Source organism: Kitasatospora sp. Ki12 (assembly GCF_054601375.1).
On the sequence record NZ_BAAIHT010000002.1, the window covers coordinates 1 to 12,182 of the forward strand.

Genomic DNA, 12,182 nt, shown 5'->3' on the forward strand with positions numbered 1-12,182 from the left:
AAACAACAAAAACAAAAGAAACATCGGAAAGAGCCGGGCACCACCGCCTCCAGCTATACGGGCGGTGCTCCCGGCTCTTCGCGTGCCCTGCCGAGCCGTGCCCGGCCCTTGCCGTCCGGTTCAGGTGTAGCTCCGACAATTCCTCGCGCCGGCCGCCGTCCGCCTGGCATCATCCGGTCTGCGCCCGGGAAGATCCACGGGACGCAACGTGCAGGCGTGGTACGGGTGGTGGGGGTGCGATGGACGCATGGGCGGGGAACGTGAGCAAGCCGAGACGACGGCGGAAGGCGCCGTTGGCTGTTCGGGTCGCGGGGCGGGTGCTGTTGGTCGCCGTCGGGCTGTGTGCCGTGGGGTTCGGCTTCTTCCGTTTCACGGATGCTTTCGAGGCCGCGGGTGCTCATCGCGGTGCCCCGGTGTGTGGGACGGCGGAGGCCGGGGCGGGTGCCGAGTGTCTGCACCAGGAGAGCGGGCGGGTCACGAAGAAGTACGAGGATGGCGGCGACTCAACGTCCTACATGCTGACGGTCGCGCGCGAGACGGCTCCGAGCGGCGACTACAGCGTGAGCAAGCCTTTCTACGAGGACGTCGAGGTCGGCTCCGTCGTGGACTTGCGGGTGTACCGGGGCGCAGTGGTCCGGCTCGCGTACCGGGGGCACCAGGCCGAGCACCTGCACATTCTCTGGATGGCCATGCTCGAGGCCGCGCTGGTGATCGGGATCGGTACTTCCGCGGTCGCCCACGGCCTGGCCGCGCCGCCGGCCCGCAAGTGGTGGGTCGCGGTGTCGATGTCCGTCCCGACCGCGGTGACGGCGATCGGGGGTTCCGCCGTTCTCGTCTCGCTTCAGTGGCCATTGGCCGTGACCCTCGCGCTTGCTGTTCTGGGCTGGCTGGTCGCGGTGACGGTCAGTTGGTCGGCGGCCGACTACTGGAACTTCTGACGGAGACCTCGGTGGCAGATCAGCCACCCCATGCCAAGGTTCAGCGCGGTACCGGCACCACGGCCGCATCGCGCATCCGGGCGGGCGGCTCGCTCCAGTTGTGAAGGGCCCCCTGGAGCAGGTTGTCGAACTGGGCTTTGCCCTCGTTCACCAGGAGGTCCCGCAGGCAGGCGCAGTCTCCCATCGCGCCGCCGTCGGTGAAGCAGATGAAGATGCCGGCCGCCTGGAGTCCCCGGGCGGTGGGGGCGTCCCAGGTGGTTCGGTCCACGTACCGCAGGGCCTGCGAGGCGATGACGTCCCCGCCGCCCCCGCTGGCGAGCTGCGCACATGCTCGTACGGCGGTGACCGCCTCGGCGCAGGTCACGATCCGTGGTGCGCGGGGTACCGGCTGCGGCCCGCACGGGTCGGGGGCACAGGATCACAGCGGTCCGGGATCAGCGTGGGAGTACCGCGGCTCCTCGGTGCGAAGGTGATGGCGCGTGCGCATCAGGATCCGGCCGAGCATGTTCTTGCCGGTTCCTGTCCTGCCACGGCCCCAGTAGTGGTCGGTGGTGGTGTCCTCGACGATCTCCTCGTCGGCGGTGGCCAACAGGATGCCCCGGATGTCCGCGTGCCCCCGGAACTTGGCCGCAACGGCGCGACGCATCACGTCGTCCTTGACGCGCTCCCAGTCCCGCCGCAGCGGCTTGGCCGGGTCACGGCCCAACTCGGCTGCGCGCAGGGGCGTTCGGGCTCGACGGATGAGGTCGGCATGACGGGTGCCGATGAACTTCTGGGCCTGGAAGTAGTGCTCCGAGGTCGGCCACACCTGCCCGTCGAGCTCCACGGTGTGCGCGGAGAAGTTGGAGAAGCAGCCGTAGGGGACTTCGTCGGCACCGTAGAAGTAGATCGTCATCCGAGCCTCGTGGCGGTTTCGGGAGCCCACACGGTCTCAGGCCCCGCGCTGCACTCGCAACCGGTTTCGCGCCGTCACCCCGCCGCCGTCACCCCGCTGCCGACGCGGCCGACCCCGATGGCCCATCCTGGGATTGTCAGGTCCTCGCCACGGGAATGAGGCAGGCCACAGACCGCCCACCGGGAGGACGACACCCGTGCACCGCACCCCTGCCAGGACCACCGCCGCCCTGCTCACCGCCGCCCTCGCGGCCGCGATCCTCGGCTCCGCCCCCGCGTGGGCCGCGCCCGGCGATAGCGTGCCAGGCGACAGCGCGCCCGTAAGGAAGGCTCCGACCACCCGTCAGGTGGAGGTCTTCGCCGAGGACGGCGGCATCTCCCGCGCCGAGCCGCCGGCCGACTCGCCCTTCCTCGCCGCGCCGTCCCCGGGTGTCGCCCCCGTGCAGGGTGACGGCGAGGTGACGCCGCTGGTCCGCGGCGGGGACCCGGCGACCAAGCTGGACGTGGTGGTGATCGGCGACGGCTATGCCGCGCAGGAGCAGCAGAAGTTCCTCTCGGACGCGGCCGCGAAGTGGCAGGAGGTGACGGCCGTCGAGCCGTACGCCACCTACCGCGGGCTGTTCAACGTCTGGGCGGTGTCCGCCGTTTCGCCGGAGTCGGGGGTGACCGGGGATCCGGACCAGGCGACGGTGCGGCACACCGCGCTCGGCTCGTACTTCTGGTGCGACGGCGTGGAGCGGCTGCTCTGCGTGGACGAGAAGGCGGTGGAGCGGTACGCGGCGAAGGCCCCGCAGGCGGACCTGGTGCTGGTGGTGGCCAACAGCGCCAAGTACGGCGGCGCCGGCTACAACGACGTCAAGTCCCCGCTCGGCTACGAGGGCATCGCCACGGTGGCGGGCGGGAACGCCAAGTCCGGGCAGATCGCGGTGCACGAGACCGGGCACTCGCTGGGCAAGCTCGCCGACGAGTACTTCTACCCCGAGCAGGGGACGTACCAGGGCGACGAACCGGCCGAGGCCAACATCAGTACGCTGACGGCCGACCGGATGCGGCAGCAGGGCACCAAGTGGTACCGCTGGCTCGGGCAGGCCTCCCCGGACGGCGGGACGGTCGGCAGCTACGAGGGCGGCGGTTACTACCCGACCGGGCTGTACCGGCCGACCGAGAACTCGATCATGCGCTCGCTCGGCCGCGAGTTCAACCTGCCCGGGCGCGAGGCGATGATCGCCGGCTTCTACCGCCACGCGACCCCGCTGACCAGCCCCACCGCGACGGGCAGTTGGCTCACCGCCACCGACCGCCTGACCGTCGACCTGCCGGTGCCCGGCACCCGGCTGCGCTGGTTCCTGGACGGCCGCGAGCTCCCGCGGCTCACCGGCCGCACCGCGCTGGACCTCGCCGACCTCAAGCTGACCGGCCCCCGGACGCGCCCGCACCTGCTCACCGCCGTCGCCACCGACCCCACCCCGGCCGTGGCCGACCCGGCTCTGCGCACCGGCCTGACCGCGAGCCTGTCCTGGCTGGTGACGCGCTAGAAGCACGTCCGGAAGTCCGCCGGCCGACACCGCGACCGTCGGGGCCTGGCAGCGATGCGCTGCCGGGCCCCGATCACCCGTCGGAACCGTCGAAACCGTCGGGCAGGTCCTGGTAGGCGCCGATGAAGTACTCCAGTCCCTCCACCGGGCCGGGCGGCCCGAGCAGCTCACCCAGTGGTTCCAGCAGGCGCGGCGGGACACGGTAGTTGCCCGCCAGCATCCAGACGTCGTCGCCGAGGCGGACCTCTGGGGCGCGCTCGAAAAGGGGGCGGACCCTCAGGTACTCCTCCCGGTTCAGCTCGCGGGTGTAGCCCAGCCCGTCGTCCGCGTCGAAGCCGTCCAGCAGCCACAGCACGTTCCGCCCGTCGGCGAAGAGGTCTTCGACGAGGAGGTCTTCGGCGAGGACCGCTTCGGCGGTGGCGCGGGCGATACGGGGAGGATGATCATCGTTCACCCCGCCACTCTAGAGCGCCGCCAAACCCCGCCGAGCCCCCGGCCGTCACCGCCGTTACCGCCGCCGTCACCGCCGCCGGCGCTGCTCGGGCAGCGTGGGCGGACGGCGTCGCAGCGGCGCCAACTCCCGCTCCAGGGTGCGGACGTCCAGCGCGATCCGGGCCGCGATGTCGCGCGGGCCGGTGCCGGCGGGCAGCCGGCGCGACCAGGAGCGGGGCTTGGCCGGGCCGTCCTGGACCATGTGGAAGTTGAGCCTCAGCACGTCGGCGACGTCGACCAGGCTCACCAGGATCCGGGTGTCCGCGAGGTCGATGCTCACCTCGTTCCCGATGCACGAACAGGCCACCAGGCCCTCGATCTCCTCCTCGGCCAGGTACCTGGCCAGGGGCACCGCCTTTCCCCGGACCAGAAACGGACGATCCACCGGAGTCACCGGACCCACCTCCTCCCCCAGCACGCGTTGCGGTGCCGCGGCCGCGGCGCAAGCGCGCCGCAACATGCCGGGCCCAGCCATGCTCCACCCTTTCCTTGCCCCACGCCAACTCAGGGTGCCGTCAGGTGAATTGGGTGTAGTCACCGACCCGGCGCACCGGCGCACGCCCCGGCGCACCCGGCACCCCTCCCCTGACGCCGGGCGCCGGAGGCCGGGCGCCGGACGCCGACCTCCGGGCGCCCGTCAGATGGCCGTCGAGAGCGCCACCTGCCGCCACCGGTCGAGTTCGCGCCGCACCAGGTCCAGCTTCGCCTCGACGCGCTCGACCGCGTCAGCGCCCAGCTGCAGCCGCAGGGGCGGCTCGGCGGCCTCGGTGACGTCGACGACGGCCCTGGCCGCCTTCGCCGGGTCGCCCGGCTGGCGGCCCGCGTACTGGACGAGCGCGGCACGCACCGGTCCCGCGCCCTCGGTGTAGTCGGGAATGGTGGCCGGCTCGGTCCGGAGGCTGCTGTCGTTCAGGAAGTCCGTACGGAAGCCGCCCGGCTCGACGATCGTGACCCGCACGCCGAGGGGTGCCAGTTCGCCGTGCAGCGCCTCGGAGATGCCTTCGAGGGCGAACTTCGACGCACCGTACAGGCCCGCCCCCGGCGCGGTGGCGAAGCCGGCCACGGAGCCGATGTTCAGGACGTGCCCGGATCGCTGGGCGCGCAAGGTGGGCAGGGTCGCCCGCAAGGTGTTGAGCACGCCGAAGACGTTGACGTCGAACAGGGCCCGGGCGGCCTCGTCCGAGGTCTCCTCGATCGCGCCGACGAGACCGAACCCGGCGTTGTTGACCACCACGTCGATCCGGCCGAACCGGGCCAGACCGGCCTCCACGGCGGCCGTCAGCTGCGCCGGTTCGGTCACGTCCGCGTTCACCGCCAGCAGTCCGTCCGGCTCCCCCGGGTACGCCTTGAGCACCGCCGACGCGTCCCTCGCCGTCGCGATCACGCGATGCCCCCGCTCCAGCGCCTCGCGGGTGATCTCCGCGCCGATCCCCCGCGATGCCCCGGTGACAAACCACACACTCATGTTCTCTCCCGTTCCGATGGTCGGACGGCTCGACGCTAGACCCTAGAGTCGGGTCTAGATCAACAGCTGGGTGAGGGAGGGCGCTCATGGACCTGAGCATCGGTGAGGTGGCGCAGCGCAGCGGGCTGAGCGTGCACGCGTTGCGGTTCTACGAGCGGGAGGGCCTGTTCGCCAACCCTGTGCGCCGGCTGTCCAACGGCCGCCGGATCTATCACGAGGAGGATCTGGAGTGGCTGGCGATCTGCACGAAGCTGCGCTCCTCCGGCATGCCGCTGGCGCTGATCCGGCAGTACGTCGAGCTGGTCCGTCAGGGCCCGGGCAACGAGCCCGAGCGGCTCGAACTGCTGCGCCTGCACCAGGATCACGTGGAGGAGCAGATCCGGGAGCTGCGGGGGACCCTGGACGTGATGCGGCTCAAGGTGCGGATCTACGAGGAGCATCTCGCCCGGGGCGAGGCCGACCGGCTCTGGAACCCCTCCCACCCGGACGGCAGGAGCGGCTCGGAGGAGGTGGACCGGCGCTGCCAGGCCCCGGGTGAGGCCGACCCCGCCCCCGATCCCGAACCTGAGGCAACGGCGACGGCGACCCGAGACCGGTGCAGCACCAGCGTCTGAGTACTCCTACTCAGGCGCTGCAACTGACGTACGGGCAACGCACATCGGGGCACACCCGGCGGCCGGGTCCGGGCCCGGACGCGCAGGTGCCCGTCCGCACGTGGCGGACGGGCACCCGAAGCGGTGCGGACGGGCCTCAGCGGCCGGAGCGGCCGTGCAGCACCAGCGCGCGGGTCAGCGCCAGCAGACCGCCCGTGCACAGCGCGGTGCGGAGCATGTTGACCGGCACCCAGGTGTCGGCGAACTTGGCCCGCACGGCGGCGAAGTCGGTGATCTGCCCCGGGTCGCCGGCCGCCGCCAGCTGGTTGTTCAGCGGGATGTTGACGCCCATCGTGACCAGCAGCGCCACCACATAGAGCACCGTCGCGGCCGCCGCCCACAGCGCCACCTGCCGACGGCCCGCCTTGTGCAGCAGCCAGGCCGCCAGGCCCGTCGCCGCGAAGGCGCCGACGAATACCAGGCCGAACAGCCCGTTCTCGATCGACTTGTTGATGTGCTGCATCGCCGTGACGTACGTCCGGTCGTCACCCGCCGCCAGGCCCGGCATCACGGAGACGTCGAAGGCGAAGAACAACCCCGCCATCAGCCCCATCGCGATGGTCGCACCCGTAAGCAGCGGCCCAGTCGCCTTGCTGTGTCCGATGGACTGCACCGAACTTCCCACCCCCACACCTCCGATGGCCGACGGTGTCGAGTATGACAGCGGAACCGCGGTCTGATCCGAACGCATCCCAGAACCTCTTCACTCTCCCGGCCCGCGGGCTGCGGTGCCGACGAACGTGGTGCACACGACACCGCCCACCGTGCGGTGCGCCGCGCAACGGAACCGCGACAACCGGAACCCCGGCCCGCGGGAGGGCACTTGCGCCGCCTTGCGGTGCCGCCGACTTGCGGTACACCCGCCCTGCGGTGCACGGGCCGATTCAGAGCACCGGCGCCAGGCTGCGCCGGTACCTCCGCTCCAGCACCGTCCGCCCGATCAGCCGCACCGGGGCCGGGATGGTCGCCGAGACCGCCCGGACGGCGTCCGGGTCCGCGCCGTCGAACATCCAGGGCTGGAGGTAGGTCATCACCTGGGTGGGCGCGCTCTGGATGATCCGGCGCTCGACCCGCAGGTACTCGTCCACCGGCAGGCCGGCCAGCGCCGGGAACACCACGGGCTCCTCGTGCCCCAGGTGGTCGCGAACCAGGGTCTCGAACGCCTTGGCGGCCTCCGGGAGTTCGGCGCGCAACCCGGAGCCGAGCACCCCCGCCACCCGTCGCATCGTCCGGTCCAGCGCCTCGTGGTCCTCCTCCAGGACCCCGTTGCCGTCGAAGCCGGGCACCCGGCCGCGCAGGTACGGCCAGAGGATCTCGTCCTCGCTGTGGTGGTGCCAGTCGATCACCGCGCGCAGCCGCCCGAACCACTCCGCGAGTTCCGCCGTGGAACCCGACGCGCCACGCGCGGCGACCGCGCTCAGCCGCGCCGCGTCCCGGCGCATCGCCACGTGCATCAGGCCGAAGCCCTTGATGGGGCCGGGCAGTGCGCCGATGCCCCGCTCACTCGACCAGACCGTTGTGCCGTCCGACATGACCAGACCTCCAGAGTCCGTTCAGTTACCCTTCCGACGCCCGTCCGGAGGCGGCCGCTCGGGGCCTGCCGGGACGAGCCCGCTCATACGTTCCGCACGACTCGTGCGTTCCACACGACTCATGCGTTCCACACGCCGGAGGCGGCGGCCTCCCGGGCGTAGTCCGCGAAGTCCCGCGGCTCCCGCCCCAACGCCCGCCGCACCCCGTCACCCAACGACGCGTTACGACCGTCCAGGATCACCGAGAACAACTCCGCGAAATCCGCCGGCAACCCCGCCTCCACCAGCACCCGCCGGTACGACTCCAGCGACACCGCCTCGAACCGCACCTCACGACCCACCGCCCGCGACAACTCCACCGCCACATCCGCGAACGACAGCAACCGCGGCCCCGTCAACTCGTACACCTCCCCCGCATGCCCCGCCTCCGTCAACGCCGCCACCGCCACCTCCGCGATGTCCTCCACATCCACGAACGGCTCCACCGCACCACCCACCGGCAACGCCAACTCCCCCGCCAGCACCGGCTCCAGGAAGAACGACTCACTGAAGTTCTGGTCGAACCACGCACACCGCACCACCGTCCACGCGGCCCCCGACTCCATCACCGCCTTCTCCCCCGCCTCCGCCGCCTCCTCACCACGCCCCGACAACAGCACCAACCGCCCCACACCCCGCGCCGCCGCCAACCGCGAGAACGCCCCCACCGCCTCCACCGCACCAGGAAACGCCAGATCCGGGTAGTACGTCAGATACGCCGCACTCACCCCCTCCAACGCCCCCTCCCACGTCCCCTCGTCATCCCAGTCGAACGGCACCCCACCCGACCGCGAACCCACCCGCACCCCGTACCCACGAGCCACCAGCCGATCCGCCACCCGACGACCCGTCTTACCCGTCCCACCGACCACCAGCACCACACCAGCGTCCGTCGACAGATCCACCACACCAGCCATCACGATCACCCTCATTCGTAGACACGGAGGAATCACAGGAGTCCGACTTCCCGCAGCGCCCTTGCGCCGGATCGGTTCGTCGTCGTGGCACCATTCAAATCCCCCCGGGTCCGGCGAACCATAGCCACCGCACTCAGCTCCATGCGCGAGCGTCTACACCGCTCACCAGCGGTGCTCCGCCCGCCCCCGGCCGCTCTCGTGCCGGCGGCCCGGGGCCGTCCGTCACCCACCACAACACACCCCGAAGGGGCCCGAAAGTTCTTTCCAGCACCTCTCGACCCCTCCTCGACCACGGGCGGAAACCTCCGCGAATTCCGAATGGAAGGGCGAGGCGGGGGGCGCGGTGAGGAATCCGGGCGAGCCGGGGCACAAAAAAGAGCCGGGGCCGACGCGATAACGCGTCGACCCCGGCTCCGGTGGTAGCGGGGACAGGATTTGAACCTGCGACCTCTGGGTTATGAGCCCAGCGAGCTACCGAGCTGCTCCACCCCGCGTCGGTAAGACCAGCTTAGAGGTAAACCCCGTGAATGCGAAATCGCTTTTCCTTGCGGCACCCGCCACGGGCCCCACGAGGACGGCCCCAGGTCGGGAGGCCGGCTCGGGAGGCCGGCCCGGGGCATCGACCCGGGGTGTCGGTGCGCCAGCACGTCATCACTGTGAGTGATGATCCTGCTGGGAGCGTCCACCGTGGGGCGACGCGGCACAACAGGAGCAGGGGCAGCGGGATGAGCACCAGGAGAGTCAACAGGGACGCCGCACGCGTCCTCGGTTCGGCCGCGGCCGCGCTGCTGCTGGCGGTGTCGGTGCTGGTCGCCGTCCCGGGCGGTGCCTGGGCGGCGGGCCTCTTCGCGCCGAAGGCCGGCTACGCCACCGGCGCCGACCCCAACCGGATCGCGGTCGCCGACCTGAACGGCGACGGCCGGCCGGACCTGATCACCACCGACGTCGGGGCCGACGCGGTGTCGGTGCTGCTCGGCAACGGGGACGGGACCTTCCGGCCCCGGCTCTCCTTCGCCACCGAGAGCTACCCCGGCAGCATCACGGTCGCCGACCTCAACGGCGACGGCCGGCCCGACCTCGCGGTCGGCAGCTACATCCCGTCCAAACTCTCCCTCCTGTTCGGCAACGGGGACGGCACCTTCCAGCCCCACCAGGCCCTGAACACCTGGGAATCGGCGAACTTCGTCCACGCCGCCGACTTCAACCGGGACGGCAAGGCCGACCTGGTGATGGGCCTGGACCGGCTGAGCAGCGTCGACGTCTGGCTCGGCAACGGCGACGGCACCTTCCAACCGGGCGTCAGGTACCCCACCGACAACGGGGCCACCGAGGCCGCCGTCGTCGACCTGGACCGCGACGGCCTGCTCGACCTGGCCGTCACCAACCTGTGCGACGAGACGGTCTCCGTCCTCCCCGGCAACGGCGACGGCACCTTCCGCCCCAAGCGCTCCTTCCCCGCCGGGCTGGCGCCGACCGCCGTCGTGGCGACCGACCTCAACGGCGACGGCCGGCCCGACTTGGCCGTCACCAACGGCCTCTTCCCCGACCTCCACCCGTACCTCACCGTCTGGCTCGGCAACGGCGACCTCACCTTCAGCCCCGGGTCGACCTTCCCGCTCCCGTCCCGCGGCCCCAACGGCCTGACGGTGGCCGACTTCGACGCGGACGGGAAGCCCGACCTCGCCGTCAGCGCCTCCGACATCAACGGCGTCTCCGCCGTCTCCGTACTGCTCGGCAACGGCGACGGCACCCTGCGCCCCGCCGACGACTACGACGGCGGCACCGACGCCCGCGACGTGGCCGCCGCCGACCTCGACGGCGACGGCCTGCCGGACCTCGCGGTGCCCAGCGAGGCCGAGAGCACCGCCGAGGTGCTGCTCAACCAGGCCAAGGCGCCGGTCCGGTCGACGCTGGACTCCTCCCCCAACCCGTCCGCGTACGGGGCGCCGGTCACCTTCACCGACACCGTCTGCCCGCTCGCCGGCGCCCTGACCACCCCGCCGACCGGCACGGTCGCCTTCACCGAGGGCAGCAGCACGCTCGGCAGCGCCCCGCTCGGCCCGGTCACCGGCACGGCCTGCGCCCGGGCGCAGCTCACCCTCACCGGCCTGGCCCCCGGCCGGCACACCGTGGCGGCCGCCTACCCGGGTGACGGCCGGTACCTGCCCGGCCGCTCCGCCGACCTCACCCAGACCGTCGACTGCACCACCACCGTCCGCGGCCCGGCGGACACGGTGAACGCGGGGCCCGGAACCTGCGTCCTGGGGGCGACGGTCGGCACGGTGGCGGTCCGGCCCGGCGGCTCCCTCTACCTCGCCGACTCCACCGTCACCGGCGCGCTCACCGCCGAGCGCGCGAGCCGGGTCACCGTCTGCTCCAGCACCGTCGACGGGATCGCCGCGATCGGCCGCACCGGCGGGCCGGTCGTGATCGGCGACCCGGACCACGGCTGCGGCCCCGACCACGTCCGCGGCTCCCTGGTCCTGCGGGCCAACACCGGCGGCACCCAGGTCTCGGCCGCCCGGATCGACGGCTCGCTGATCTGCACCCGCAACACCCCGCCGCCGACCGACGCCGGGCTCCCCGACACCGTCGGCGGCCGGCGCCTCGGACAGTGCGCCACGCTCTGACCCGGCGGAACCGTCGGCGCCCGGGGGGCCGGGTCGGGTGAAACCGGCCCGCCCCCGGGCGGCGGCGTGATGGGATGGGCGCGGCGCTTCGCGTCCGATCCCGTTCCGCGCCCGAACCCGTACCCGAGCCCGTACCCAGGGAGGCCACCGTGTCCCGAACCGCGCAGGAGATCTTCCAGAGCTACGTCCACGCGGGCCCGCTGACCCGCGACGCGGACGCCCTCGCCGAGAACTTCACCGAGGACGGCGTCCTCGAGGTGCCGCTCCTGCCCGCCGGTGCCGCCCTCCCCCGGCGGATCGAGGGCCGCGAGGCGATCCGCGCCACCATGGCCGCCTACTACGAGCAGCAGGGCTCGGACGGCCGCGTCCCGAACGTCCACAAGTCCGGCTTCGTCCTGCACACCACCGCCGACCCGGACGTCTTCATCGCCGAGATCGACACGGTCTTCGACCGGGACGGCGAGGACGGCGACGAGGACGACCTGGTCGTCTCCCTGGTCCAGATCTTCCGCATCCGCGACGGCAGGATCGCCCGCCTCCGCGACTACTTCTCCCCCGCCCTGGTCGACTGACGGCCCGCCGACCGACGCCGGGCCGGGTCCGGGGCGGCTCGGCCGCCCCGGACCACCGGCGGCCGGTCCGTCACCACTCCCTGCCACGCCTGACCAGGACCGCCAGCACCACCACGGTGGGCAGTTTGATCAGCAGGGACACGGCGAGTGCCGTGTACGAAGTGCCGTCGCCCTCCCTCGTCATCACGTCGAACAAGGCACCGAGCAGCACCAGGGTCACGCTCACGGCGCCGGCCCACGCGACCGACCGCGAACGCCACACCAGGAGAAACGCGGTGACGATCAATGCCGCGCACTGGAGCACGTCCGTCGCGTCGATCCACATCCCGGACCAGGTCACGGCCTCCGTTCGCCCCCACGCGTTCGACCCGAGCAGCGCCACCACGACCAACGCAGCAGCCAGCGCCCTGCGCCGGCGCGCCGACTCCGGATCGTCGGCCCCCAGCCACTCGAGCATGCCGCGCAGCGGCCGGTCCTCACGTATTCGACTCCCCATGACCGGCACCATACGCCCC

At 72.0% G+C, this 12,182-nt stretch carries 14 protein-coding genes and 1 tRNA gene; 5 read left to right on the forward strand and 10 right to left on the reverse strand.

The window, feature by feature from the left end:
* The first annotated feature begins 260 nt into the window (after positions 1-260).
* The gene (locus tag ACYP53_RS17680) at positions 261-938 is read left to right on the forward strand and encodes a hypothetical protein (RefSeq protein WP_459648000.1); all 678 of its coding nucleotides are present in this window, start codon (positions 261-263) and stop codon (positions 936-938) included.
* A 40-nt stretch (positions 939-978) separates the two neighbouring features.
* Here ACYP53_RS17680 and ACYP53_RS17685 read toward each other — a convergent pair whose 3' ends face one another.
* Together ACYP53_RS17685 and ACYP53_RS17690 are read right to left on the reverse strand one after the other, a co-directional pair.
* Positions 979-1,302 carry a hypothetical protein gene (locus tag ACYP53_RS17685; protein WP_459648001.1) on the reverse strand — a complete coding sequence of 108 codons (324 nt, stop codon included), beginning with the start codon at positions 1,300-1,302 and terminating at the stop codon, positions 979-981.
* Positions 1,303-1,356: 54 nt separating this feature from the next.
* Positions 1,357-1,833, reverse strand: coding sequence for an NADAR family protein (locus ACYP53_RS17690; protein WP_459648002.1), 477 nt, complete (start codon positions 1,831-1,833; stop codon positions 1,357-1,359).
* Between the two features lie 196 nt (positions 1,834-2,029).
* Here ACYP53_RS17690 and ACYP53_RS17695 point away from each other — a divergent pair, with 196 nt between their 5' ends.
* Entirely contained in the window at positions 2,030-3,367 is a 1,338-nt protein-coding gene (locus ACYP53_RS17695) for a M64 family metallopeptidase (protein WP_459648003.1), read from the forward strand.
* 73 nt (positions 3,368-3,440) lie between these two features.
* On the opposite strand, the gene ACYP53_RS17700 is transcribed toward ACYP53_RS17695, so the two are convergent.
* From ACYP53_RS17700 to ACYP53_RS17710, 3 genes are all read right to left on the reverse strand, one after another.
* Positions 3,441-3,821, reverse strand: a complete 381-nt coding sequence (locus ACYP53_RS17700; RefSeq protein ID WP_459648004.1) for a hypothetical protein — start codon at positions 3,819-3,821, stop codon at positions 3,441-3,443.
* Between the two features lie 66 nt (positions 3,822-3,887).
* Positions 3,888-4,211 (reverse strand): hypothetical protein, encoded by a 324-nt coding sequence (locus ACYP53_RS17705; RefSeq protein ID WP_459648005.1) that lies wholly within the window; start codon positions 4,209-4,211, stop codon positions 3,888-3,890.
* Between the two features lie 285 nt (positions 4,212-4,496).
* Complete coding sequence (locus tag ACYP53_RS17710) at positions 4,497-5,324, reverse strand: oxidoreductase (RefSeq protein ID WP_459648006.1); 828 nt, start codon at positions 5,322-5,324, stop codon at positions 4,497-4,499.
* 86 nt (positions 5,325-5,410) lie between these two features.
* Here ACYP53_RS17710 and ACYP53_RS17715 point away from each other — a divergent pair, with 86 nt between their 5' ends.
* Positions 5,411-5,938: a MerR family transcriptional regulator gene (locus tag ACYP53_RS17715; protein WP_459648007.1), complete on the forward strand. Its 528-nt coding sequence runs from the start codon at positions 5,411-5,413 to the stop codon at positions 5,936-5,938.
* A gap of 136 nt (positions 5,939-6,074) precedes the next feature.
* On the opposite strand, the gene ACYP53_RS17720 is transcribed toward ACYP53_RS17715, so the two are convergent.
* The 4 genes from ACYP53_RS17720 to ACYP53_RS17735 form a co-directional block, all read right to left on the reverse strand.
* Positions 6,075-6,590, reverse strand: a complete 516-nt coding sequence (locus ACYP53_RS17720; RefSeq protein WP_459648008.1) for an anthrone oxygenase family protein — start codon at positions 6,588-6,590, stop codon at positions 6,075-6,077.
* Positions 6,591-6,861: 271 nt separating this feature from the next.
* Complete coding sequence (locus ACYP53_RS17725) at positions 6,862-7,509, reverse strand: hemerythrin domain-containing protein (RefSeq protein WP_459648009.1); 648 nt, start codon at positions 7,507-7,509, stop codon at positions 6,862-6,864.
* 119 nt (positions 7,510-7,628) lie between these two features.
* A complete protein-coding gene (locus ACYP53_RS17730; RefSeq protein WP_459649781.1) occupies positions 7,629-8,465 on the reverse strand; it encodes a Rossmann-fold NAD(P)-binding domain-containing protein in 837 nt (278 codons plus the stop codon).
* Positions 8,466-8,882: 417 nt separating this feature from the next.
* A tRNA-Met gene (locus ACYP53_RS17735) sits at positions 8,883-8,959 on the reverse strand.
* 231 nt (positions 8,960-9,190) lie between these two features.
* On the opposite strand from ACYP53_RS17735, the gene ACYP53_RS17740 reads away from it, so the two are divergent.
* Both ACYP53_RS17740 and ACYP53_RS17745 read left to right on the forward strand, forming a co-directional pair.
* On the forward strand, positions 9,191-11,095 hold the full coding sequence (locus ACYP53_RS17740; RefSeq protein WP_459648010.1) for an FG-GAP-like repeat-containing protein: 1,905 nt from the start codon (positions 9,191-9,193) through the stop codon (positions 11,093-11,095).
* A gap of 149 nt (positions 11,096-11,244) precedes the next feature.
* Complete coding sequence (locus ACYP53_RS17745) at positions 11,245-11,667, forward strand: nuclear transport factor 2 family protein (RefSeq protein ID WP_459648011.1); 423 nt, start codon at positions 11,245-11,247, stop codon at positions 11,665-11,667.
* Positions 11,668-11,737: 70 nt separating this feature from the next.
* Here the strand turns inward: ACYP53_RS17745 and ACYP53_RS17750 are convergent, their stop codons facing one another.
* Positions 11,738-12,175, reverse strand: coding sequence for a hypothetical protein (locus tag ACYP53_RS17750; RefSeq protein ID WP_459648012.1), 438 nt, complete (start codon positions 12,173-12,175; stop codon positions 11,738-11,740).
* Between the last annotated feature and the right edge of the window lie 7 nt (positions 12,176-12,182).